Origin of the sequence: Ilumatobacter sp. (genome assembly GCF_041688325.1) — a bacterium.
In the GTDB taxonomy this organism is placed as follows: Bacteria; Actinomycetota; Acidimicrobiia; order Acidimicrobiales; family Ilumatobacteraceae; genus Ilumatobacter_A.
Genome location: NZ_JBDNIJ010000280.1, coordinates 21,665 through 46,133, shown reverse-complemented (window position 1 = coordinate 46,133; position 24,469 = coordinate 21,665). Strand labels below are relative to the sequence as shown.

At 61.5% G+C, this 24,469-nt stretch carries 25 protein-coding genes; 19 read left to right on the top strand and 6 right to left on the bottom strand.

Translation table 11 applies throughout. From position 1 onward, the window contains the following. The first annotated feature begins 157 nt into the window (after positions 1–157). The 8 genes from ACH2EI_RS15245 to ACH2EI_RS15210 all read left to right on the top strand — a co-directional run bounded on the left by ACH2EI_RS15245 (position 158) and on the right by ACH2EI_RS15210 (position 6,961). Positions 158–1,336, top strand: coding sequence for a sugar ABC transporter substrate-binding protein (locus ACH2EI_RS15245; protein WP_395155025.1), 1,179 nt, complete (start codon positions 158–160; stop codon positions 1,334–1,336). Positions 1,337–1,461: 125 nt separating this feature from the next. Further along, the gene (locus ACH2EI_RS15240; protein ID WP_395155024.1) at positions 1,462–2,256 is read left to right on the top strand and encodes an SDR family NAD(P)-dependent oxidoreductase; all 795 of its coding nucleotides are present in this window, start codon (positions 1,462–1,464) and stop codon (positions 2,254–2,256) included. Next, positions 2,253–2,897: a TetR/AcrR family transcriptional regulator gene (locus ACH2EI_RS15235; RefSeq protein WP_395155023.1), complete on the top strand. Its 645-nt coding sequence runs from the start codon at positions 2,253–2,255 to the stop codon at positions 2,895–2,897. The genes ACH2EI_RS15240 and ACH2EI_RS15235 overlap by 4 nt, the downstream gene beginning before the upstream one ends. A gap of 140 nt (positions 2,898–3,037) precedes the next feature. Beyond that, complete coding sequence (locus ACH2EI_RS15230) at positions 3,038–3,817, top strand: SDR family NAD(P)-dependent oxidoreductase (protein ID WP_395155022.1); 780 nt, start codon at positions 3,038–3,040, stop codon at positions 3,815–3,817. Positions 3,818–3,845: 28 nt separating this feature from the next. Beyond that, positions 3,846–4,628, top strand: coding sequence for an SDR family NAD(P)-dependent oxidoreductase (locus ACH2EI_RS15225; RefSeq protein WP_395155021.1), 783 nt, complete (start codon positions 3,846–3,848; stop codon positions 4,626–4,628). Positions 4,629–4,683: 55 nt separating this feature from the next. Beyond that, positions 4,684–5,211: a hypothetical protein gene (locus tag ACH2EI_RS15220; RefSeq protein ID WP_395155020.1), complete on the top strand. Its 528-nt coding sequence runs from the start codon at positions 4,684–4,686 to the stop codon at positions 5,209–5,211. Between the two features lie 28 nt (positions 5,212–5,239). Beyond that, entirely contained in the window at positions 5,240–6,109 is an 870-nt protein-coding gene (locus ACH2EI_RS15215) for an LLM class F420-dependent oxidoreductase (protein ID WP_395155019.1), read from the top strand. Between the two features lie 102 nt (positions 6,110–6,211). Further along, positions 6,212–6,961 (top strand): SDR family NAD(P)-dependent oxidoreductase, encoded by a 750-nt coding sequence (locus tag ACH2EI_RS15210; RefSeq protein ID WP_395160647.1) that lies wholly within the window; start codon positions 6,212–6,214, stop codon positions 6,959–6,961. A gap of 38 nt (positions 6,962–6,999) precedes the next feature. On the opposite strand, the gene ACH2EI_RS15205 is transcribed toward ACH2EI_RS15210, so the two are convergent. After that, positions 7,000–7,791 carry a sugar phosphate isomerase/epimerase family protein gene (locus ACH2EI_RS15205; RefSeq protein ID WP_395153557.1) on the bottom strand — a complete coding sequence of 264 codons (792 nt, stop codon included), beginning with the start codon at positions 7,789–7,791 and terminating at the stop codon, positions 7,000–7,002. A 69-nt stretch (positions 7,792–7,860) separates the two neighbouring features. Here ACH2EI_RS15205 and ACH2EI_RS15200 point away from each other — a divergent pair, with 69 nt between their 5' ends. The 3 genes from ACH2EI_RS15200 (at position 7,861) to ACH2EI_RS15190 (ending at position 10,415) form a co-directional block, all read left to right on the top strand. After that, complete coding sequence (locus tag ACH2EI_RS15200; RefSeq protein ID WP_395153556.1) at positions 7,861–9,165, top strand: cytochrome P450; 1,305 nt, start codon at positions 7,861–7,863, stop codon at positions 9,163–9,165. 84 nt (positions 9,166–9,249) lie between these two features. Beyond that, entirely contained in the window at positions 9,250–9,768 is a 519-nt protein-coding gene (locus ACH2EI_RS15195) for a pyridoxamine 5'-phosphate oxidase family protein (RefSeq protein ID WP_395153555.1), read from the top strand. Continuing rightward, on the top strand, positions 9,765–10,415 hold the full coding sequence (locus ACH2EI_RS15190; protein WP_395153554.1) for a nitroreductase family protein: 651 nt from the start codon (positions 9,765–9,767) through the stop codon (positions 10,413–10,415). The genes ACH2EI_RS15195 and ACH2EI_RS15190 overlap by 4 nt, the downstream gene beginning before the upstream one ends. A 26-nt stretch (positions 10,416–10,441) precedes the next feature. Here the strand turns inward: ACH2EI_RS15190 and ACH2EI_RS15185 are convergent, their stop codons facing one another. The 5 genes from ACH2EI_RS15185 to ACH2EI_RS15165 form a co-directional block, all read right to left on the bottom strand. Then, positions 10,442–11,236 (bottom strand): SDR family NAD(P)-dependent oxidoreductase, encoded by a 795-nt coding sequence (locus ACH2EI_RS15185; protein WP_395153559.1) that lies wholly within the window; start codon positions 11,234–11,236, stop codon positions 10,442–10,444. 8 nt (positions 11,237–11,244) lie between these two features. Continuing rightward, complete coding sequence (locus tag ACH2EI_RS15180) at positions 11,245–11,457, bottom strand: hypothetical protein (protein ID WP_395153553.1); 213 nt, start codon at positions 11,455–11,457, stop codon at positions 11,245–11,247. Beyond that, positions 11,454–12,863, bottom strand: a complete 1,410-nt coding sequence (locus tag ACH2EI_RS15175) for an SRPBCC family protein (RefSeq protein WP_395153552.1) — start codon at positions 12,861–12,863, stop codon at positions 11,454–11,456. The genes ACH2EI_RS15180 and ACH2EI_RS15175 overlap by 4 nt, the downstream gene beginning before the upstream one ends. Positions 12,864–12,965: 102 nt before the next feature. Then, a complete protein-coding gene (locus ACH2EI_RS15170) occupies positions 12,966–13,628 on the bottom strand; it encodes an HAD family hydrolase (protein ID WP_395153551.1) in 663 nt (220 codons plus the stop codon). Then, entirely contained in the window at positions 13,625–13,972 is a 348-nt protein-coding gene (locus ACH2EI_RS15165; RefSeq protein ID WP_395153550.1) for a putative quinol monooxygenase, read from the bottom strand. Before ACH2EI_RS15165 ends, ACH2EI_RS15170 begins: the two co-directional genes overlap by 4 nt. Before the next feature lie 92 nt (positions 13,973–14,064). On the opposite strand from ACH2EI_RS15165, the gene ACH2EI_RS15160 reads away from it, so the two are divergent. The 8 genes from ACH2EI_RS15160 (at position 14,065) to ACH2EI_RS15125 (ending at position 24,455) form a co-directional block, all read left to right on the top strand. Next, a complete protein-coding gene (locus ACH2EI_RS15160) occupies positions 14,065–15,099 on the top strand; it encodes a zinc-binding dehydrogenase (protein WP_395153549.1) in 1,035 nt (344 codons plus the stop codon). Positions 15,100–15,129: 30 nt separating this feature from the next. After that, positions 15,130–15,666, top strand: a complete 537-nt coding sequence (locus ACH2EI_RS15155) for a VOC family protein (protein WP_395153548.1) — start codon at positions 15,130–15,132, stop codon at positions 15,664–15,666. A gap of 104 nt (positions 15,667–15,770) precedes the next feature. After that, the gene (locus ACH2EI_RS15150; protein WP_395153547.1) at positions 15,771–17,528 is read left to right on the top strand and encodes an amidohydrolase family protein; all 1,758 of its coding nucleotides are present in this window, start codon (positions 15,771–15,773) and stop codon (positions 17,526–17,528) included. 66 nt (positions 17,529–17,594) lie between these two features. Next, a complete protein-coding gene (locus ACH2EI_RS15145) occupies positions 17,595–18,521 on the top strand; it encodes an SDR family NAD(P)-dependent oxidoreductase (protein WP_395153546.1) in 927 nt (308 codons plus the stop codon). Between the two features lie 245 nt (positions 18,522–18,766). After that, entirely contained in the window at positions 18,767–20,209 is a 1,443-nt protein-coding gene (locus ACH2EI_RS15140; RefSeq protein WP_395160645.1) for a hypothetical protein, read from the top strand. A 127-nt stretch (positions 20,210–20,336) separates the two neighbouring features. After that, positions 20,337–22,886 (top strand): ABC transporter permease, encoded by a 2,550-nt coding sequence (locus ACH2EI_RS15135; RefSeq protein ID WP_395153620.1) that lies wholly within the window; start codon positions 20,337–20,339, stop codon positions 22,884–22,886. A 1-nt stretch (position 22,887) separates the two neighbouring features. Then, on the top strand, positions 22,888–23,733 hold the full coding sequence (locus ACH2EI_RS15130; protein WP_395153621.1) for an ABC transporter ATP-binding protein: 846 nt from the start codon (positions 22,888–22,890) through the stop codon (positions 23,731–23,733). After that, positions 23,730–24,455 carry an ABC transporter ATP-binding protein gene (locus tag ACH2EI_RS15125; protein WP_395153622.1) on the top strand — a complete coding sequence of 242 codons (726 nt, stop codon included), beginning with the start codon at positions 23,730–23,732 and terminating at the stop codon, positions 24,453–24,455. The genes ACH2EI_RS15130 and ACH2EI_RS15125 overlap by 4 nt, the downstream gene beginning before the upstream one ends. Positions 24,456–24,469 lie beyond the last annotated feature (14 nt).

Here is a 24,469-nt window from a genome sequence, read left to right as displayed (position 1 = left end):
CAACGATTGCATTGCACCCCCAAGGCACTCGAACCACGGTCGTTTCTCCGCTGGGGTTCAGCAGCACCTGGTCAATATAGACTAACCGATCAATTAGTTATCAAGCCAATCAGTGGCCTGAAAGCTTCGAACCGAACACCTACCCAATGGGGAAAAAATGAGAAGACTTGTCAAGGTTTTGGCGGCGCCGCTGGCGTTCGCACTGGTCGTTGCGGCATGCGGAAGCGACGGTGGTGGCGATTCCGCCACGACCGACGCACCGCCGGCCGACACCGCAGCCGAAGTAGCCGCTGATGCTGGCGCGGATTCGCCACAGGTTGCCGGCCTCGCTGCCGCTCAGGAAATTGTCGATGCAAACTCGACGCCGCCGACGAAGATTGGACCGACGATTCCACTCGAGTCGGTGCCCGAGGCGAAGACCGTTGCCTGGCTCGAATGCTCGTTGCCTTCGTGCGCGGCGATCGGGGTTGGCTTCAAGAACGCAACTGAGGCGTTGGGCTGGAAGCTGGAAGTCGTCTCGTTCAGCACCGATGCTGCGGCCGCGTTCCAGCAAGCAATCGACCTTGGTGTCGACTACGTCGCTGTCACTGGCACAGCGCCAGCACTGCTCCAAGATCAGATCGATGCAGCTGCCGAAGCTGGCATTGGCTTCTTCAGCTGTTTCGATACTGCTGACCCCGGCGGCGCGGCCAACAACATCTGGACGCAATGCGGTGACGACGATGCAGTGTTTTCCACTGGTCAACTCATCGCCAATCAGATCATCGTTGATTCTGGCGGCGACGCAAACGTGTTGATGGTGAACATTCCTGACTTCGCCGTTCTGGTGTCCGAGCGGGAAGGGTCCGAGGCTGCGTACGCCGCGAACTGCCCTGACTGCACGTTCAGCGAACTTGCTCTGACGTTGGACCAACTGCTCGCCGGTGAAGTGCCTGGGGCAATCCTGTCCGCGCTGCAAGCGGATCCAGACGTCGAGTACATCCACATGGCATTTGATGGTCTTGCGGGCGGCGTCTCGGCGACTCTTGCCGAAGCCGATCTGCTCGAAGGCCGCAAATTGGTCGGAGTCGACTACAGCGGCGCCATCTTGCAGGAGATCGTTGACGGAACCCACCAGTTCTGGACAACGAACCCCAAGGAGTACTCGGCGTGGATCATGGTTGACGGCATGGCTCGTCATGCCATCGGCCAGGAGAACACCGAAGAGCGCTCCAACGCTGTGCTGCCGACATTCGTGGTGTCGACGCCAGAATTAGCTGCGTCGTTGATCCCGACCGATGGTTGGCCGGGGCCCGACGGCATGGCAGAGCAATTCGCCACCCTTTGGGGCGTCTGACCTCTGGTCAGATAGCCACCGTCGTTTCACGACGACAGGTACATGCGAGTAGTGAGGCTGCCTTGGCTTGCCAGGGCAGCCTCACCGCCCGTCACATCATCAAATGAGAGGGTTGGGGTGACGAGATGACAAGCAGTTTGCTTGAAGGTTTGGATCTGGCCGGACGAGTGGCGGTGGTGACGGGCTCCGGACAGGGGATTGGACGCGCCATCGCTTGGGGTCTGGCTGATGCAGGCTGCGATCTGGTGCTCAACGCCCGTCGAATCAATGACCTCGAAGAGACTGCAGCAGGTGTCGAGGAACGTGGGCGCACTGCGCTGATCGCGCAAGGCGACATTCGAGACTTCTCTGAAACCATTGCCAGTCGAGCGATGGAGCATTTTGGCCGCATTGACATCTGGGTCAACAACGTTGGCGGCTCCGACGAAAAGACCACGCGGGCGCTGATTGATACACCCGATGACATCTTCCGGTCGCAACTGGAACTGAATCTGACCTCAGCGTTTCAAGGTTGCAAGGCGGCCGCGACGCGCATGGGGCCAGGTGGCTCGATCGTCAACATCAGCTCGGGCGCAGGGATGCGTGGCTCACCGTTCACCGGTCCGTATGCAGCGGCAAAAGCGGGTATGAACAATTTGACCCAGACGCTGGCGCTCGAACTCGCTCCGAATATTCGCGTCAACACTGTTGCGCCTGGTCCGGTGGCGACGGAGGCCTTCGATGAAGTGCTCAACACTGCTGGCAAGCTCGACGAGATCGCTGCGACAATCCCGCTCGGTCGGCTTGGGACACCCGACGACATCGCGGGTGCAGTGCTCTACCTGGCGTCAGACCTGGCGTCATGGGTCACCGGTCAGCTCATCTTGGTGGCAGGTGGTCGGACCCAACGCACGCACAACTACACTCCGAGGGCCGAATGAACGCCGCTCCCACCAACCCGACAAAGGGCAAACGCCTTGGTCGCCCGCCAGCGACTGATTCCGGCGACACTCGACGCAGAATTCTCGACATCGCCCGCGCTGCGTTCGCAACCGGGGGCTACGACGCCTCGACAAATCGTGAGCTTGCCGCTGAGGTGGGCATCACCGCTGGCGCCCTCTACCACTACTTCGGCTCGAAACTTGATCTGTATCTTGCGGTGCATGGGGACGTGCAGGCGTTGGTCTACGGCCGCTTCACCGAGGCGGTCGAACGTGTCGACGGCTTTTTCAACAAGTTCGAAGCGGTCCTCGATACGGCGCACAAACTGAACCGACAGGATCCGACGCTTGCCGCATTTGTTGGCGTCGTTCGGTCCGACATGCGCCGACACCCTGAGATCAACGCGGCCCTCCGGACGGATGCTGAGCGGCGTGATGGTTTCTTTGTCCGACTTGTCGATATCGGTGTCGCCGATGGTGAGATCGCCAAGGCTGATCGACTGTTCGTCATCGAGTTCATCCGCATCGTTCTGATTGGCCTCACCGACGGTGTTTCCCACGACACCACGAGGCACAAGCGCGCTGTTACATCAATTAAGAGAGTCATGCGCGGCGGGTTGTTGGCGGTGCCTCACAACTGAGCGACACACCCCGGTCGAGTTCGTCTCAAGCATGGAACATTTTCCACGGAGAAAAGAATTGACCGATTGGTGACTTCTGACTCCCGGTGGCCTGTCTCGACGCGGTACCGTCTGAACGAGCACAGACAAGGGGGTTGCTCATGGGAGTACTTGACGGGCGCGTTGCCTGCATTACTGGCGGTACCCGAGGCATTGGTCTCGGTATCGCCAAAGGGTTTCTCGACGAAGGGGCCATGGTGGTCGTCAACGGTCGAGACAAAAGTAAGGCGGAGCGCACGCTCGCCGAACTTGATGCAGGTGATCGAGCGCATTACATCGCTGGTGACGTGAAGCAACGCGAGTCGTGTGAAGCGATCGTTGACGGCACGGTCGATCACTTTGGCCGAATCGACATCCTGGTCGCGAACGCTGGTGGAGCTTCGGGGCACGCCCCCATCGTCGACCTCACCGATGAAGCCATGCAGGACTCCATGGTGTGGAACTTCTGGCATACGTTTTGGACGATGCGTGCGGCGTTTAAGCACATGATCCCGCAGCAGTACGGACGAGTCATGTGTGTCAGTTCACTCGAAGGCAAAGTGGGCAAGCCCGGCATCTCGATCTACGTCGCTGCCAAGCATGCGATCAACGGGCTCACGAAGTCGGCAGCGCACGAGGTCGGGACCCTCGGCATCACCGTTAATGCACTGTGCCCCGGTGCCATCGAAACCGACATCATGAAGTCCGAAGGGCCACCTGCGGCCAAGTCGATGGGCATGGACTACGACGGCCTCCTGAACATGTTCGCCCAGGAATCAGCCATCAAAAAGCTCAACGAGGTCGAAGACGTCGCCGCGGTGGCCACGTTGCTCGCCTCCGACGCAGGGGCCGGTATCACCGGCTCACTCATCTCGATTGACGGCGGCACGGCTCCCTACTGAGCCTGCTGACCTACGAAAGGAACTTCCCATGGGAAAGCTTGACGGAAAGGTCGCCTGCATCACAGGTGGCACTCGGAGTATCGGACGTGGAATGGCCGAAGCCTTCATCGCTGAGGGCGCCAAAGTCGTCGTCAACGGACGGGACGAAGCAAAAGGGCAGGCGTGCCTCGACGAGATGGGTGCTGGCGATAACGCAGCGTTCTTCGCAGGCGACGTCTCCCAGCAGGGGGCCGTCGAAGGTCTGATCGACTTCACGATCGAGAAGTACGGCCACCTTGACATCTGCTGTCTCAACTCGGGCGGGGTCCTGATGACCGCCCCGGTCTTTCAGATGACCGATGAAGAGTGGGAACTTGAAATCAACTGGAACCTCAATCATGTGTTTTGGGGGATGCGTCGCGCACTCCAGCACATGATCCCGCGCGAGTCTGGTCGCATCATCGTCACCTCGTCAGTCGAAGGCAAGCTCGGCAAGCCGGGTATCCCGGGATATTCGGCGACAAAGCACGCAGTCAATGGCCTCGTCAAGTCTGCAGCCCACGAGGTCGGCACGCTCGGCATCACGGTCAACGCCATCCTCCCGGGGCTCATCGAAACCGACATCGTGCTCGCCACCGGCCCCGATTCAGCAGTAGCGATGGGCCTTGGCAGCTACGAAAACCTGATCAATGCGTTCACCAGTGAATCGGCGATCAAGCGGCCCAACAAAGTCGAAGAAGTCGCCGCAGTTGCCGTGCTGATGGCGTCTGACGCAGCGAAAAACATGACCGGCTGCTTGTTCCCCGTCGACGGCGGAACGATGCCGTACTGAGTACGAGAGTAGCGAGCATGGGATCAGCGGATTGGCCGCACGGAAGGAAACGATCATGAGTGGAAACAAACCGGTCGACTACGAGGACCTGACGAGCATGAAGCTCGACGACGACGCCTTGCACGAATTGTTGCACGCAGGTGGTGAGTGCATTTTCAACTGGACCACCCGTGATGGATACCCCGTCGGCGTCGTCGTGGCGTTCGTGTACCACGATGGAAAATTTTTCACGACGTGCGCCGAGCGCCGCAAACGCGTGCCAGCGTTGAAGGCCCGCCCGCAGTCGGGCATTGTCATCAACAGTGCCGGCAAGACAGCGAGCTACAAGGGCGAGTCGATCGTCCATGCGCACGGTGATCCAGGCTTCGACGAGTTGAAGTACTGGTTTTACCGGAAGCTGTCACGCCTCGACACGAACCCCGACGACCCGTACATTCAGAGTTTCACCGAGTTCCTCGACTCTCCGCACCGGGTCATCATCGAGACCGATGCACGCGTTGTCGTGGCGTTCGACACCGCAAAGTTCCGCTCGTTCACGGTTGAGGCAATGGCCGCCAGTAGCGCTGCCCGGGCGGGCGAGTGATGGCTTGCGGTCGGGTGAGGTGGTCTCGATGAAATTTGGGCTGGCATTTGCGAGCAGTATTGCGGTCGGGCACGATTCGGCATTGGAGATCTGTCGACGTGCCGAGGCCGCTGGCTTCGAATCGCTGTGGGGAGGCGAGCATGTGATTCTGCCGAGCACGATCGACTCGCGGTACCCGTACACCGCTGACGGCAAGATCCCGGCCGAACCCGAGACCCCCATCCCGGATCCCCTGATCTGGTTGGCGTTCGCGGCGGCGGCGGCGCCGACCATGCGCCTCGGCACATGTATTTTGATCGTGCCGCAACGCAATCCGCTCATCCTGGCCAAGGAACTGGCCACGCTGGACCAGCTTTCGGGAGGCCGCGTCGAACTCGGGCTTGGCGTCGGTTGGTTGCGCGAAGAATTCGATGCGCTCGGAGTGCCGTGGGAACGCCGTGGCGCGCGGAACGACGAATACATCGAGGCGATGCGTGCGCTGTGGGCTGGGCCGCACGCCGAGTTTCATGGTGACTTCGTCGACTTTGCGCCTGTCACGTGCAGCCCGCGTCCGATCCAAGAACGCATTCCCGTGCTCGTCGGCGGAGATTCCGAGGCTGCGATTTCTCGTGCCGTTCGGCTCGCTGATGGCTACTTCCCAGGCGAGGGCGACGCCGAGCGATTGAGCGGCCTCGTTACACGAGTCCGCCAAGGTGCAGATGCGGCGGGCCGCGACCCGAGCAGTATCGGCATCAACGCGATGTTCGGTGCCCACATGAGGAACCCGCAGGCTGGCGTCGAGCAACTTCGTGAGATCGGTGTCGACCGAATCATGGTGCCGGCGTTTGCGTTTGCAGGCACCGAAGGACTCGATCGCCTCAGCGAGTTTGGCGAACAGGTCATCCAGCAGGCGAGCTGACGGCTCCGGCCGTCGATCCGTCTGTCATCTCGGCCAGTCGGCCATCATCTCGGCCAGTCGGCCATCATCTCGGCCAGTCGGCCATCATCTCGGAGCTACAACATGCATTCATTTGACCTCAACGGAAAAGTCGCGGTCGTCACCGGTGGCGGCCAGGGCATCGGCGAAGGAATCGCCAAGAACCTCGCGGCCGCGGGGGCGTCGGTCGTTGTTGCAGCACGACACGTCGACCGAGTGCAGCGCGTGGTCGACGAGATCGTGGCGGATGGTGGGCAGGCTCTGGCTGTGCCCACCGATGTGACGCACCGAGCGGCCCTTGTCGCGCTCGCGGATGCAGCAGTCGAGACGTTTGGTGGACTGCATGTGTGGGTCAACAACGCCGGCGGATCGCCATTGCGCTCACCGCTCAGCGAACTCGACGAGGAGGCGTGGGACGCTTGTCTCAGCCTCAACTTGACGGCAGTTTGGATGGCTTCGGTGATCGCCGCCGAACGGATGACCGAAGGTGGCACCATCATCAACATCTCGTCGCCTGCAGGCGACCGCGGGGTGCCCGGTAGCGGCCACTATGCGGCGGCGAAAGCAGGCGTCAATTCGCTGACGAAGACGCTGTCGCTCGAGCTTGCGCCGTCGATTCGTGTCAACGGGATCTCGCCTGGATACGTCCCGACCGAGGTGATGATGACGGCGCTCGACACAGATCAAGCAGCGCTCGAAGAAATGGCGCAGAAGCGCATCCCTCTGAAGCGGCTCGGCACGCCCGACGACATGGGTTCGACTGCCGTTTACCTTGCCAGCGACGCAGGCAGTTGGGTGACGGGTCAGACGATCATCGTCGCCGGCGGCAACTAAGACCGACAACTGAAACCGGAAACGCGCGTCATCGCGCGTCATCGCCGCGGCGGACCTGGGCGCAATACCTTCAGCGACGTCTCGAGAACGTGGCGGGCCCGTTCGGTCGCATCGGGAAATGCCGATCGCAACGCCGACGATCTGATTTCCATCGACAGCGCGGTGTGCGCAGGGAAGACGGCAACAAGCTCTCGTATCGGGAGCCCTCCGGCGCCAAGAACGGCGCGCCCATCGATTGCCTCGCTGTAGAGATCGACCGGAGCGGCGTACGGCGCGTCGCAGAGCTGCGCATAGGCCAGCAGCTCGGGCGCAACGGCGCCAACGTCGTCGACCGACCCACCCGTTCGGGCGAGGTGCAGATTGTCGATGAGCACGCCGGCGTTCGGCCTCTGGGTGGCGTCGAGAACGCTCAGAGCCTGTGGCAGATCCTGCACCGACATGAACCGCATGAATTCGACGCTGCACCCGATGCCGTGCGGTGCAGCCAAATCGCACAACTCGCCGAATCGGTGAGCGAAGCGGGCGTCATCCACACCCCGTGAGACGATGAGGAGGTTCCGTGCGCCGACTGACGCCGCTGCATCCACCATCCGGTCGCCGAAGTCGCCGTTGGGCGTGACAAAGACCGGCTCCATGTCGAGTGCGATCAGGCCGGTGTCGTCGAGTCGGCGCCGCACCTCGGACGTTGTTGCGTCCGTCCACGTTGCCGCGTCGAACCAGAGGCCACACGCCGCCCACCCCGCTGCCGCACAAGCCTCGACGAAGTCAGCTGGCCCGGTCTCAAGACAGACGCCGGCCGCCAGTGACAACAATCGTTCGGGTACCTGCATTGTGTAACCGTACGGACTGATCGATCTTCGGCCCGTGCTGGCGAAACAGAAACTGAAAGACTGTTCACTATGTCTTCCGACTCCACAGCATCCGATGTGACCATCGACGATCGGATCGCTGCGATGGCGTGTCCCGTCGATCGCACCATTCTCGATCCCGCGGTCCAGGACGACCCGTGGGACTTTTACAACGAACTCCACGCCCAGTGCCCCGTCTTTCCCATGCCCGAAATCGGCGGGGTGATGGTGACGAAATACGAAGACGTCCGATTCGTGTTGACTCGGCCCGACCTATTTTCGAACAGCGGCCGGGCCGGTGGCGCGAAAAAGGGATTACAGGTCGATAATGCCCGCCGCTACCGTGAGATCTTGCGCTTGCGCGGGTGGCCGCACGTCGAGACACTTCAGCGGTGCGACCCACCCGAACACACGGCGTATCGGCGGCTTGTCGGTAAGGCGTTTCTCCCCAGACAGATCAAGGCCATCGCGCCACAGATCGAGGAGATCAGCACGGAGTTGATCGACGGGCTGATCGGCGCCGGTCACTGCGAATTCAACCTGGATTACGCCATGCCGTTGCCGGGCATCGTGATCGCCGAGCAGCTCGGTCTCGATCGATCCGAGATCCACCGTTTCAACAGGTGGGCGCATGCGATGCTGGCGCTCTCGATGCGTCCACTCACCGAAGCCGAGCTGTTGGAAACCGCTGAGGTCGAACTCGAAGCGCAGCATCATCTCGCCGCTGTGTTCGAGCAGCGTCGAGCGGAACCATCCGATGATCTCATCTCGACCCTGGTCCATGCGCACGAGGGCGAAGACAACGCCGAACAGCTGACGGTCGCTGAGTTGCAGAACCTGATGCATCAGTTGATCACCGGTGGCTTCGAAACGACGACGAGCGCGCTGAACCATGGCATGTGGTTACTCACCCGACGCCCCGACGTGCAGGACCGCCTGCGTTCCGACCTGTCGTTGATCCCTGCGTTTATCGAGGAAATGCTCCGCTTCGAGAGCCCGGTACAGGGGCTCGTGCGGACAGCAACTCAAGACGTCGAAGTGAGCGGCGTCGTGATCCCCGAGGGCTCAATAGTGATGGTCCGCTACGCCGCGGCGAACCGTGATGAAGCGGTGTTCGACCGCGCTGCCGACTTCGATCTTGATCGTGAAACAACGAAGCACCTGGCGTTCGGTGCCGGCCCCCACTTCTGTGTCGGTGCCGCGCTTGCTCGCCAGGAACTGACCACGGCCTTCACACACTGGATTGAACGCACGTCGTCGATTGAGCTCGCTCGTCCGTTCGAGGGGGCGGTCCACGAGCCGAGCTTCATCCTTTTCCCGATGAAGGAACTGCCGCTGCGATTTACGCTTGCCTGAGAGCTTGCGGGCAGCGCCGAAGAAATTAACCGTTTGATTGGTTCCGCATCGTCTCATCTTGCCGCGGACCTCTAGCGTTCGACCATGAGCGAACATCCCGAAAACTACGAAGACGTCACGGTGTACGGACTCGACGACGATGTCGAAGCCGAAATGCTCGATGCCCAGAACGAGTGCACCTTTATCTGGTCGAACAAGGAAGGGTGGCCGGTCGGCGTGATCATGTCGTACGTCTTCCTTGACGGAAAGTTCTGGCTCACTGCTTCGAGCCAGCGAGCCCGGATTAGCGCCGTGCGCCGCGACCCCCGAGTCTGCATCGTTGTCACTTCGACCGGCTCCAAGATGGCCCGCAACAAGACCGTCACGTACAAGGGGACGTGCACAATCCGCGACGACCAGGCAACCAAGGAGTGGTTCTACCCGGCGCTCGCTGCAGCGATCCAGGAGGATCCAGAACGACGTGCGGTCTTCGCCAAGTTCCTCGACTCGCCGCGACGTGTCATCCTTGAGGTCGAGCCAACCCAGCGCATCGGATATGACGGAGGGAAGTTGGGTAAGGCCACGGCCGAGTGGATGACGGCGAACGCTGACCAGAGCTCATGACCGACCAACCAATCAGCAAGCTCGGCCTGAGTGCCGATGAGGTGCTGACCACCACCCGCAGTGTCCGCAAGCGCCTCGACCTCACTCGCCCAGTGCCGCGCCGCACCCTGGTCGAGTGCATCGAGATCGCGCATCAGTCGCCCACAGGATCGAACTCCCAGCGGTGGCGCTGGATGATCATCGAAGATGCCGACAAGCGCCGTGCGATTGCCGACATCTATCGCACCAACTTCGAGGCCGCCTACGTCGGTGCCGATGCGCCGGAGCCAGGCTCGCAGGCCGATCGCGTCAACCAATCGGCCCGCCACTTGGCCGCGCACCTCCACGAGGTACCAGTGCACGTCATTCCGCTCCTTGCCGACAGGATGGACGAAGGGACTCCGTCGTGGCGCCAGGCATCACGATGGGGAGGCGTCCTCCCTGCGGTGTGGAGTTTCATGCTCGCGCTCCGCGAGCGGGGCCTCGGGTCCGCGTGGACATCACTCCACCTGCAGAACGAACGAGACGTGGCCGAACTACTGGGCATTCCATACGACGAATACAGCCAGGCCGGACTCTTCCCAGTCGCCTACACGATCGGCACTGACTTCAAGTTGGCCAAGCGCCCGCCTGCTGAAGAATTCATCCGTTGGAACGAGTGGTCGTAGTCCGCACCGCCGACAAGTGAGTGGGCTCAGGCCTGCGCTTCGCTCCAGCGACGGGCAACATCGGCGTACATCTGCGGTGTCGGCAGCGCGAGAAGAGATGCACCGCCATCGACGCACAGCGTCTGGCCGGTGACGTAGGAGCCCCAGTCCGAGCACAGGTACAGCGCCGCGTTGGCGATGTCTTGAACCGAACCCATCCGTCCGAGCGGCGTCATTTCGACGACCGCTTGGATCGCGGGCGCGATGCCGAAAACGCGCGATGTCATCGGGGTCTCGATCAACGACGCAGCGATCGCGTTGAAGCGAATGTTCGCATCTCCGTACTCGACGGCGGCGATCTTGGTGGCGTACTCAAGGCCCGATTTCGCGCTTGCGTACGCGGCGAGTCCGTTCGCCGGGTTGTGGGCCGTGAGCGAACTGATCGAGACGAAGGACCCGCCGTTGCCAAGTTGACGCATCGCGTTACCCGCATGCCGAATGCAGTACATCGCGCCGTGGATCTGTACCGCGTGCATCGCCGTCAGCTTTTCCGGTGTGAGGTCGGCAATCGGGGTCGACTGCTCGTAGCCGGCGCAGTTGACGAAAATGTCGAGTCGTCCGGTCTTTTCGACGGCGAACGCCACCAGTGCCTGCACGTCTTGGTCGTCGGTGATGTCGCAGGTGGTGCCGAGCCCGCCGATGTCGGACGCAACGGCTTCGACGATGTCGGCCCGCCGTGCGCCGATGACGACCTTCGCGCCTTCTTTGGCAAAGGCCCGGCTGATGGCCTCACCGAATCCGCTGTGACCACCGACGATCACGGCGGTACGCCCGTTCAGCATGCTCACGTTCAGACACCCTGCTGGGAGTTGACGCGATGGTTGGCGATCTGTGGGCCGCCGACCCAGCCGCAGAGCTGCGGGTCGCACTCGCGCAGTTCACCGGAAATCCAATGGCCATCGGTGCCGAAGATGCCGACTGTCCCGTCGAGCGTGACTTGGATGTTGCCCTTGCCGTCCTGTTCGTGCAGGGCTCCGGTGAACGGGTGGACGATGCCGTTCATGACCGACCTCGGCTGACCGATACCTGGGTGTCGGGGACATCGTCGCCGATCCACTCGGTGAACAAATGGTGCAGCCAACGAATCTTTGATTCCTGATAGTTCGAGAATGTGGCGCCAGCCTTGCGAGTCGTCTCCAGACCCTTCTGCACCTTCGTCATATTGAACACGTCTTGCTCGAAGACCTTGCCGAGCATGCCGAGCTCGGGGGCGTCTGTCCACGGATCGACGACGCCAAGCTTGTGCTCCTTTGCTGGAGGCGGTCGATCGCCGGCAAACGGAGCGAGCAAGAAGACCTCCATGATCGACGTTCGATGGTCATCACCGTTTGGTCGGAAGCGGTACGTGATGCGGTTGAACGCGCCCCATGGATGCATGTTGGGGAAGATTGTGTAGTCGATCGAGTCCATCATTTCGGAGTCGCTCATTTGGTCGACTGCGTCCCCGGCCGCTGGCCGCCACCGGTCGCGAGACATTGCGGCGAGAACCGCCCGTGCTGTTTGTCCCTCTTGCAGTGTGAGTGGCGCCTCTTGGTCGACGCGTACGTCGAGCATGCCACGCAGCATGTCTTGCTCAGATATTTCGCCGTCGAGCAGTGGGCTCGGGGTGCCGCCCGGAGTGATCACCCGCGAGCAGCGGTCCCAGACATCGACCTGGCTGTTGACGTCGCCGAGGTATGCCAGGATCTGCGGGTGCGTTGCGTTGACGTGGTAGGCCTCACAAAACGCCTCTTGAGCAATCTTCCAATTGGCTTCGATGATTCGTGAGACGTGGGCCTCGACGTAGCGGTCGCCAAGATCCCACACTTCAAACTGCTCGACGATCTCGCCGAGATGCTCAGCGAGCGACGCTGCATTGGGATCGGGGTTGATGAAGACGAACCCGGCCCACGTGTCGACACTGCACTCGGGGAGCGTGAAATCGTCAGGTCGTTGGTCGACGTGCGGGAAGTCCCAAGCTGCTGGTACATCAGCGAGGTTGCCGGAGAGGTCCCACGCGAATCCATGGAACGGACAGCGGATCTCTGAACAGTGACCGTCGTATTCCTTCAGCTGACGGCCTCGATGGAGGCACGCGTTCGGATACGACTTGATCGTGCCGTCCGTCTGACGAACAACGAGGTACGACAGCTCAGCGATGTCGTAGACGATGTAGTCGCCGGACTCGGGAATGTGTTCCTCGCGGCAAGCGAACTGCCAGACGCGGCTCCACAACTGATCGACTTCGCGACGGTGCCATTCGCGCGATGTGTATCGCTCTTTCGGGATGTCGTCGCTGCCGAGGTAGCGCGGTGATTCCAGTCGGAGTACGTCGGGCACCGGGTGCGTGTCGGCGTCCAGGAGATCTTGATAGGTGACACCAGGGGAGCGCGCGTCGGGTATCGAGGCAGGTTGTTCGGTGGTTGTCATCTCACCATTATTGATCACATGGTGACTTTATGTCGCTACCGGAGGCCATTCGTCACGGTTGAGAAGTCTGCTCGGTCGCGATCAGGGGGTGCGGGGTCAAGATCAGACGCTGACGGTGGCATCGAGCGCCGCGAGGGCGACGAGTGGGTCGGCAACAAGAATCGTCCGCCATCCCAACATCTTCGGGACCTCCAGGTTCTGCTCGAAATCGTCGAGGTAGACGATTGCTTCGTGGTCGACACCGAGCATCGCAGCGGTTGCTTCGTAGATCGCCGGTTCCGGCTTGCGCGCTCCAACGGCGAATGACTCGATGACCGCGTCGAACATCGTCAGGTCGATGTCGCGTTCCATCGTCGGACGGAACTCGGCAAACGTGTTGGTCAAGAGCGCCGTGCGGTGGCCGTTGTCGCGGAGTGTGCCGACGCGGGCGACCATCTCGTCGACGACGGTGTACTCGCCGGCGGCAAGGAGCCGGCCGATCTCGTCACCATGTAATTGCACGCCAGCGGTTGCGGCCCAGGGTTCGAGCAGACCTTGGATGTCAGCGATGGCAATCTCGCCTCGCTCAGCGCGGTGCCACGGATGCATGCCGCTCTCGCGAGGCCCGAGCAACAGTTCATGCATCACGGATGCAGCGACGTCATGTGTGGCAGCGACCATGCCGATCTGCTTCGTGATCGAGGTGATCAACACGCCCCCGAAGTCAAAAACGACAGCGACGGGACGACGTAGAATTGTCCGGGCAGCTGGCGCGTTGCCGCTCACCCGAAGTCGGCGGTCGGAGTTCGATCAGCGTTGTACACCGGGGCCGACGCGTCGACGCGGTGCTTGCGACTGACTGCGCCGGTGAGTCCGCCGTCGTTCAGCATCGTGCGCATGTCGAAGTAGTTCTGATGGTCGAAGTGGGCGGTGAGCGCTTCTTCGGATTCCCAGAGTTCGTAGACCTGGATCAGATCGTCTTGGCACGGGTCGGGCGCGAAGCAGTAGACAAGACATCCCGGCTCATCGTCGCGAGTCGCCTTCTGGATCGGTGCTGAACGGTCGATCAGTTGTTGACGTGTTGAGGGATCGGCAATGGTGATTGCTGCTTCGACGACGATGAGACTCATGGTTGGCTCCTGCTGGCTTCGTGTTGGTGCATGACGATTGGCCAGTATGACAAGGTGCTCCGCCACTCAAGCGAACCGAAGGACGGTCCAAGATGTATGCAGCGTTGATCACTGGCAAAGAAACCGTCGAGATGGTTGAGTTCCCACACCCGACTCCGGCTGCGACCGGTGTCGTTGTCGACGTTGCGTTCTGCGGCATCTGTGGAACCGACATTCACGCCTATCAGTCAGGACGCGCGTACAACCCCGCGATCTGCGGACATGAATGGTCGGGCACGATTTCGGCACGGGGCGCCGATGTCTCTTCGGTATCTGAAGGTGACCGCGTCGTGGTGGCAGCAGCGCCGTCTTGTGGATCGTGCACGGCGTGCCGACGCGGCCAGGCCGACCGATGCCAAGTGGTGTTCCTGTCGACGCTCGGCCGTGATGAACTCGCCCCGCCGCACGGCGGATTCGCGCCGCACATCGCAGTCGCTGCGGCACGTGTGGTGAAGACCGATCCCGGGCTGACTGACGAGCAGGCTGCCCAAGTTGAGCCGATCACGGTTGCCTTCCATGCTGTTCGTGTCAGTGATCTCCGATTGGGCGATATCGCGGTCGTGCAGGGTGCGGGCCCCATTGGGTTGGGCACAATGCAGTGGGTTCGTGCAGCTGGTGCCGGCAAGGTGATTGTCGTTGAGCCGAACCCACAACGCCGTGATCTCGCTCGGGCGCTCGGGGCGCACCATGCGGTTGCTCCGGGTGAGGAAGCAAAGGAGTTAATCGCAGAACTCACCCACGGTCTTGGTGCGGACATCGTCTATGAATGTGTCGGTCGTTCCTTCGCAGTGCAGTCTGCCGTTGACATGGCACGTCGCGGAGGCTCAATGTGTCTGATCGGGCTTGCCGACGGCGATGCTCCGATCAACCCAAGCACGTGGCTCATCAAAGAGATCTCCGTCACGTCAGCGCTCGCCTACTTCCACGAGGAATTCGAAATGTCGATGGGGATGATCGCTGATGGTCGCATCGTGGTCGAGCCGCTCCACACGTCGACGGTGAGCCTCGCTGGCTTCGCCGATGCTCTGGCTGACCTCGCGAGCGGAACCAGCGATCAAACCAAAGTGCTTGTCAACCCGAACTTGTAGGCAAAGCGTTCCCGGAGAAAGACACCGAATATGACATTACTGACGTCCTTTCCGATCTTCCAGCAGGCCTGGTATGTCAACGACCTCGATACGGCGATTCTGAAGTGGTCGGACACGTTCGGCGCAGGGCCGTTCGTGCGGTCGCCGCACCACCGCTGCGACCGGTTCACCTACCGTGGAACCGATCAGGAAGCCGACGTGTCCTACGCGTTCGGCTATCTCGGCGAAACGATGATCCAGTTCATCCAGCAACACGATGAGACGCCTTCTATCTACCGCGACATGTACGCAGCCGGCGATGAGGGATACCACCACCTCGCGATTCTCGTCAATGACTTTGAGGGCGAATTTCAGCGGCTCGAGCGACTCGGATTCGAACCGGCCTGTCGCCTGTATGCCGACGGCGTTGACGCGGCCTACTTCGACACGCGCGAGCTCAATGGTGGCTTCACCGAGATACACGGCGATCCGCCGCGCATCTTGCAGGCGTTCGCAACGTGGCGACGCGCCCACGAATTGCGGCGTGAGGGTGAGAGCCCGTTCCTGGCTCGTCCGGACAAACCGTGAGGCCGGTGCCTGACGGCGGTCGGCCGTCCGGTAACGGCCAGGACTGTTCTCTCGGTGATCATTGACAGCACATCAGAGTCTGTGAGCAACGGGAGACAAGCGCCATGTTTGACATCGTCATCAAGAACGGCACCGTCGTCGACGGGACAGGTGCGGCTCCGGTCGTGGGCGATGTCGCGATTCGCGATGGCCTGATCATCGAGGTCGGCGGTCGGATCACCCAGGCTGCGCGCCGCACGATCGACGCCGACGGAGCACTGGTCACGCCGGGCTGGATCGACGTGCACACGCATTACGACGGCCAGGTCAGTTGGGACTCCGAGTTGGCACCGTCATCGCACAACGGGGTGACCACAGTCGTCATGGGTAACTGCGGTGTGGGGTTCGCCCCGGTGAAGCCCGGCGCTGAGGATGCACTGATCGAACTGATGGAAGGTGTCGAAGACATCCCCGGAGCTGCGTTGCACGAAGGAATGGCGTGGGGCTCTTGGGAATCATTCCCCGACTACCTCGACTATGTCGCTGGCCGTGAATACGCGCTCGATGTTGGCGCCCAAATTGCGCACGGGGCGGTCCGCTTTTTCGCAATGGGTGAGCGCGGCCGATTGAACGAAGACGCAACTGCAGAGGACATGGCTGCGATGGGAGCGATTGTGGCTGACGCAATGTCGGCCGGCGCCGTGGGGTTCAGCACATCACGCACGATTGGTCATCGCTCGTTGTGGGGCGAACCCGTTCCGGGCACGTTTGCAGCCGATGCCGAACTGCTCGCTATCGCCGACGAGATGCGCAAGGTCGGCAAAGGTGTGTTCGAAATGATTCCGGCCGGGACCGTCGGCAAGCTCGACGCCCTCGGCGGCGAACGCACGACGCAAGAGGCCGAGCATGACTTGATGCGTCGCTTCTCGATCGCAAGCGGCCGGCCTGTCACCTTCACGCTGGTGCAGTCGCCCGACTACGACCCGGATCTCTGGCGGCAAATTCTGCGGATGACGGCCGAGGCGAACGCCGCAGGAGCCCAGATGTATCCGCAGGTGGCCTCCCGGCCGATCGGTTTTCTCACCGGCCTGAGCGCATACCACGCGTTCATGCGCAAGCCGACCTACCTCAATACGCTTGCTCATCTGCCGTTGGCCGAGCGGGTGACAGCGATGCGCAATCCGTCTGTAAAGGCCGCTTTGCTCGAAGAAGACGACATTCGGCCGGAAGCTCCCGGCTCGATGGAGAACGTGTACGGGCTGTTCCAGCGTGCTGCTCCCGTGATGTATCCGCTCTCGAGCCCTGTCGACTACGAACCCGACATTGGCGAGACGCTCGGAGCGCTCGCCAAGGCAGCCGGTCGTGACGCGATTGAATATCTCTACGACTTCATGCTCGAAGACGGTGGGACGCGTTTTGCATCACTCAGCACGGTCGACATTGCGGAACGTATGAACGTGCTGCGCGAAATGCTGCTCGACCCGAACACCGTCACAGGTCTCAGTGATGCGGGTGCCCACGTGACGTTGATCTGCGACGGCACGATGCCAACGACTCAGCTCACGTATTGGGCGCGCGATCGCAAGAAGGGTGAGCAGCTCCCGGTCGAGTTCGTTGTCCACAAGCAGACATCGCGCAACGCTCAGCTCTATGGATTCCAAGATCGTGGAACGCTCGAGGCGGGAATGCGCGCCGACGTCAATGTGATCGACCACGAGAACCTCTCGGTATCGGCGCCGGTCGCACATCACGATTTGCCGGCCGGTGGCACTCGGCTCATCCAGCCGGTGTCGGGATACCTCGCAACGATGTGCAACGGAGTGATGACGCGTGACCACGACAAAGACACCGGTGCCCGACCAGGGCGACTGGTGCGCACCTGACGACCGCCGACAAGATCACACGGCTCAACCGACCAGCAACCGACTACTACAGAATTTGAGGCAAAGATGTTTGATTTCACTGGCAAGACGGTCCTCATTACCGGCGCATCGATGGGCTTGGGGGAGGGATTCGCTCACGGCTTCGCAAAAGCAGGTGCTGACCTGATCCTCACGGCACGTTCGGCTGACTTGCTTGAAGCGGTTGCCGATGTCTGCCGGTCGATGGGCAGCACCGTCACCGTGGTGCCGGGCGATGTCTCGGTCGAGGAGGACGTGGCACGCGTGGTTGCGAAGGGAATCGAAGCGCACGGGAAGATTGACGCGCTCGTCAACAATGCCGGCGTCAGCGATATGCGCGGCATCGCCCCGGAGCAGTTCGACATGGAGACATGGAACTGGATCATGTCGATCGACCTCAACGGCGCGTTCATGTTCATGCGCGATGTTGGTAAGCACATGCTCGAGTCGGGCGGTGGTTCGATCGTCAACATCTGTTCGATCATGGGTCATGGCGCCAACGAGTTGAACGTGATCGCGTATACCGCGGCGAAAGGCGCGTTGAGAAACCTCACGCTGCAGCTCGGATGCGAGTGGGCCGACCGGGGCGTGCGAGTCAATGCAGTGTCACCCGGATTTATCGTGACCGAGATGGTGCGGCCAGCGCTCGAGGGCATGGGTATGGACAAGTGGATTGCCTCGCGCACTCCAATGCGTCGGATCGGCGAACTCGACGAGATCGTGCAACCGGTCATGTTCCTTGCGTCTGACGCGGCGAGCTATGTGACTGGTCACGATCTCAACGTCGACGGTGGCACCAATGCGTCGAACGGCTACTACCAGATCCCACCCATCCATCAAGCCTGGAATGCTGATACAGCGCCTCGGGTCGGTGTCGGTTACGAAGGCATCCAGCCGCGACCGGATTGGTACGAAGCAATGAGTGCCGGCATCCCGGGCATCCACTACACAGCTGACACAGCCGGCGAAGCGTGAAGAGCCGACACACGAGAATTGCCCGCGATTTGTACGACGTCACTGCCAGGTCGCAGCACTGCTCGGAGGGGAAAATAATTCCTGTGGTGTGACGTCCGACTCGTTTGCTAAACAATCGCTCGGTTAGTTTCATCGCACACCGCTTCAGCGGTTGTGCCGCAGACTCCCAGGGGAATCGGCGGATTCACATCAACACAGGGGGACACGTTCCAATGATTTCACGCTCCAAGATACGTTCCCGGCGTTTGCTCGCCGGCGTATTCGGTTTTGCGTTGGTTGCCGCGGCCTGCGGCAGCAGCGATGCCAGCTCGCCGGCGACCGACGCACCAGCCGCAACGGCTGCTGAGGCGCCAGCCGACACCACCGCTGACGCGCCAGCCGACACCACTGCTGAGGCGCCAGCCGACACCACTGCTGACGCGCCAGCCGACACCACCGCAGCGCCCTCGGGTGAGGCGACTGGTGAGCCGTTCCGCATCGGCGTGCAGAACCTCGAAGGCGACCCGAACGGATCGTTCCCCGAGTTCTCGCTTGCCATGCAGGCCGCGACCGAATATGTGAACACAGAACTCGGCGGTCTCAATGGGCGTCCAATTGAAATCGTCCTGTGTAAGTCGATCGTGTCACCCGACGACTCGCAGCGGTGCGCCAATGAGCTGTCTGCTGACGGCGTCGACCTCGCGATCTCCACGATCAACTTCTTCGGTAATCACTACGCGATCTACCAGGGCTCTGGCATCCCAGTGCTTGCGGTTACACCGATCACGATTGCCGACTTCACCTCGCCCGGCGTCTTCGCCATCGGCGCAGGCGGCGGCTGCCTCGGTGTCCACACCGGCCTGATCGAGTTCGCGACGAATGAGATCGAAGCCCTCGAAGGCATCGACGTGCAGAAGGTCGCCGTTCCGTGGGCCGACACGCCTCCCGGCGTGGTCTGCTACAACGACCTCGAAGCGAAGCCGCTCGACGTGATCAACGGCTCTGAGCCCGGTGCTGCGGCTCGTGCAGGCTCGAAGCCCGGCCTCACCCACATTGGTGTGCCCGTCGCTCCGGCGCTTCCCGATGCCACGCCACAGGCAACCGAGGTCCTCGACTTCGGTGCAGATGTGATCGTGTTTTCGGGTCAGGGCGCCGACTGCTGGAACCTGGTCGACGCAATGGGTCGTCTCGGCTGGACCACTGAGCAGACACCACTCGTCCTGTCTGGTGCCTGCATCGACTTCACTGCCATGAAGGCCGCTGGCGATCTCGCCAAGGGCATCTACCTCACCGGCACGGAAAATGGCATTCTCGCACCACTCGATGGGCTCGAAGGTCAGCAACTCGACAATGCCACGACGTACCAGACCAAGGGTCTGGAGTACGGCCTGAGCGAAGACGACCTTTTCAAGGGCTTTGCTGGCCAAGGCTTCTCGGCGATCATGTCGATCTGGGAGCTCAGCCAGACCATCGACGGTGACGTCACCGGCCAGGCGTTGGCCGATGCCTACGCTGCTACCGATGGGTCTGCGCCGTCGTTCGGCAACTCTCCGCTGAACTGCAACAGCGCACCAGCGCCGTATGTCTCGGTGTGTGGTTCGTCGATCTCGGTCGGCCAGTGGGATGGGGAGAAGATCGTCACGGTCGTCGACCGTCTCAACGGTCTCGACCTTGTCGCTGGCACGGCACTCCGCCCCGGACCGAAGTAATTCCAGAGTCATCGAGCGTCACATGAGGTGACGTTGTGACCGAACACCGAGTGTCGGGGCGCACCGTGAGGTGCGCCCCGACCTCAATACCCATTCATCCAATTCGACGCATCCGTGGGGGCACTGCGTGAACGACATCATTTTTAACCTCATGCTGGGCCTCGGAATAGGTTCGCTGTACGCCATGCTCGGCGCCGGGCTGGTTATTTCATACAAGGGATCCGGCGTCATCAACTTCGCCCATGGCGCGCTTGCGATGTACGGGATCTTCACGTTCGACACAGCGTGGAACCGCGGTGAGCTTTTCTTCCCGTGGGTCGACTTCCTCCCCACGAACTCCTTGAACGTTCCGGTTCGCATCACCCTCGCCGCCGACGGAAGCTGGCCAATGATTCCGTCGCTCATCTTGGCGTTGGCCATGGCTGCGCTGCTCGGGCTGGGCGCTCACTTCCTGGTCTTTCGTCCACTGCGCAACGCCGCTCCGCTTGGCAAAGTCATTGCGTCGCTGGGCCTTGCCCTGTATCTCCAGGGTGTCGCACTTCTGAACTTCGGCAATTCGTTTCCGCAACCGAAGAGCATTGTCCCGCAGGAAGCTCTCACGAACTTCCTGGGTCTGGGTAAGACCTTCCCGCGCAACACGCTGTACGTCATCGGGTTCGCAATTTTGCTCGGCGTGTTGATGTGGGCCGGGTATCACTTCACCCGCTTCGGACTCGCCACACGCGCCGCAGCAGGCAACGAGAAAGGCGCGGTCCTGCTCGGGTACTCCCCGCAGACGCTCGCCGCAATCAACTGGGTGATTGCCTCGGTCACCGCGACGCTCGCCGTCATCATCGTCGGACCAATCCAGGGGACCATCACCCCGATCGGACTCACCGCGCTGATCGTGCCAGCGTTGGCCGCAGCACTGATCGGCGGTCTCCGATCAGTGCCGATTGCTGTCGCGGGCGGTCTGGCGCTCGGTGCCGTCCAAACGTTGCTCGACATCAAACGCGGGAGTTGGTTCACCGGCCCGGCCCTCGAATGGCTCCAAAATGGCGTTCGCAGTGCCCTGCCCTTGCTGGTGATCGTTGTCGTGCTGGTCGTTCGCGGCAAGTCACTTCCCATTCGCGGTGCGGTCACCGAACGCCGCCTGCCCTTGGCACCGAACCCGAAACGCATCTTCGAACACTCGGTGGTGTGGGTCACTGCGTTGGTTCTGCTTGCATTTATGTTCGAGAATTCGGGTGACCGCACACGGTTCGCGAACTCGCTACAGAACGGGATCGTGACGGCGATCATCATGCTGTCGATCGTGGTGATCACCGGCTACACCGGACAGATTTCACTGGCCCAGATGACCTTTGCCGGGATCGCAGCGTTCTTTACGGCGCGCATGATGGCGGACGGCATCGGTCGAGGGTCGAACCTTGTGCCCGTTACAGGGCCCGGACTGCCGTGGCCGATCGCAGGACTGATCGGGGTGATAGCGGCGGTGATTGTCGGCGTGATTGTGGGATTACCGGCGGTGCGAATACGCGGCGTGCAACTCGCCGTTGTCACCATCGCAGCCGCTGTTGCCATCCAGTCGGTCTATTTCGAGAACGCCTACATCACGCAATTGCGTGCCGGCGTGCCGGCATACGTCAAAGAACCGACGTTCTTTGGCCTCGACATCGGAGCGCGCAGTGCACGCGTGCAGAACGAGCGCCCGGCGTTCGTCATCTTCGGCGCCATTCTTCTGGCGCTCTGTGCCATCGCCGTTGCCAATGTTCGTCGCACCGGCGTCGGCCGACGCTTCTTGGCAGTTCGTGCCAACGAACGTGCTGCAGCAGCGGCGGGTATCAGCGTGTCGCGCTCCAAGCTCTTGGCCTTCGCACTCAGCTCGGCATTGGCCGGCATCGGCGGTGTGATGCTCGGCTTCAAACAGGTTGAGGTGTCGTCGGCCAACTTCGGTTACGGAGCCGGGCTTGGAGTCTTGGCGTTTGCGTACCTCGCCGGGATCACCTCGATCAACGGTGCACTGCTCGCGGGCGTTGTCCTCAGCGCCGGCGGACTCATCCCGACGTTGTCCAACTACATGCTCGCTGGCACCAACATCGATAAGTACATCGGGATGTTGGGTGGCCTTGCGATCATCGTCACGGCAATCGTGCACCCGGAAGGCGTGGCACCGTTCTTCGCTCACGGGATGAGACAGGCAGGGAACTGGGTGGTGAGTGTCATTCCAGGAGCCGACACGATTCGGACCGCCTATCGCGGCCCGCGTGCGCGGCTCGTCCAGCCAGTGCTCGCAGGATCGGTGGTTGGTTTCGCTGTGTGGCTCCGCAAGGCGCAGTTCATCGAGGACGTCTATGTCTGGATTTTGGTCAGCCTGATCCTGTTGTTCGGAGTGTCCCTCGCCTTTGCCCGTTCGCTCGGATCGCTGTCGCCATCGTTTGGTGAAGCGGGGCGACACTGGGTCAACTGGGGTCGGCACTTCGGTCCGGTGGCGTTGATTGGCTACGTCGTCGGCTGGATCATCTGGCCGCTGCGCAGTGGCGACGTCTACTCCAAGTTGTGGATGCCGATTCTCGGTGCGTTGATCGCGTTGTTCATCTGGTCCATCCTCAAACAGCTCGTGGGGCCTCGAGGCAGCCACGACGCCGCACCGGCCGAACCAGCCGTAGGTGACATGATGACAGCAGAGGTGGGATGACATGGCATTACTTGAAGCACGCGGGCTGACGGTCAGTTACGGAGGTCTCCACGCCAATGACGAGATCGACCTCGACTGTCACGCCGGAAAACTCGTCGGCCTGATCGGACCGAACGGAGCTGGAAAGACCACCTTCATCGACGCGATCACGGGATTCACCCCGGTGTCGACGGGAACCGTCACGTTCGACGGCCAGGACCTCGCCGGGATCGGACCCGACAAGCGAGCCCAGATGGGGCTGACACGAACGTTTCAGTCGCTCGAACTGTTCGAAGATCTCACGGTTCGCGACAACTTGATGGCGGCGGCCGAACGGCCGAAATGGCATTCGTTTCTCACTGACATAGCGCTTCCCGGGCGGAACGAGCGCCAGTATGTCGAACAGGTCGAGTGGGCGATGGACATGATGAAGCTCACCGATCGGGCCGACACCATGCCGAGCGACTTGAGTCATGGTCAACGCAAACTCGTCAGTGTCGCCCGGGCGCTCGCAGCTCGTCCCAAACTCGTCCTGCTCGACGAACCTGCTGCCGGGCTCGACACAGCCGAAAGCCAACTGCTCGGACAGCACCTCCGCGACTTCCTCGACTACGACATGAGTTTGTTTCTCATCGATCACGACATGGGCCTCGTGCTCAACGTGTGCGACTACATCTACGTGCTCGATTTCGGGCGGGTCATCGCCCACGGCACGGCGGCAGAGGTGCGCGCTGATCCAGCGGTCATCGCTGCATATCTCGGTGACTCAGCCGGTGAGTCGCAGGCGCGAGAGGGGGCTGCCGCCAGTGCAGCCAGAGCGCCTGTCGCTGCCGATTCCACAATGACCGAAAGCGAGTCGGACCAATGAGCGAACTTCTCATCGATGTGCGTGGCCTGCACGCCGGTTACGGCGGCATCCCGGTCGTTCGTAACCTCAACCTGACGGTGGCGCCGGGCGAGGTCGTGGCATTGCTTGGCCCGAATGGTGCGGGTAAGACCACCACCCTGCTGACGCTGTCCGGTTTGTTGACTCCGTTGGAAGGAACGGTCGAAGTGCTGGGCGAAAAGGTCGATGGCACGAGGCCACACATGATCCCGCGGCGCGGTCTTGCCCATGTCGCCGAAGACCGGTCATTGTTCTTCGACCTGACGGTCTATGAGAATATTCGACTTGGGCTGACCGGAAACCGGGCGTCGAGACAAGCTGCTTACGATCGTGCAATGGATCTCCTGCCGGCGCTCAAGCCATTGCGTGATCGACTGGCAGGGCTGCTCTCTGGTGGGGAGCAGCAGATGCTGGCTGTCGCTCGCGCGCTCGTCTCGGAACCGAAGTGCCTTCTTGTCGACGAGATGAGCCTCGGTCTGGCACCGATCATCGTCGAGCGTCTACTCCCGATTGTTCGCAACATCGCCGACGAGACGGGCTGCGGTGTCCTCGTGGTCGAGCAGCACGTCCACATGGCTCTCGAAGTCGCTGATCGCGGCTATGTGCTCAACCACGGCGAGGTCCGCCTCGAAGGCACGGCAGCAGAACTCAGAGCAAACCGAAGTGTGCTTGAGGCGAGCTATCTCGGTGAAGCTGCGGTGTAGCAACGGCGTGGCGG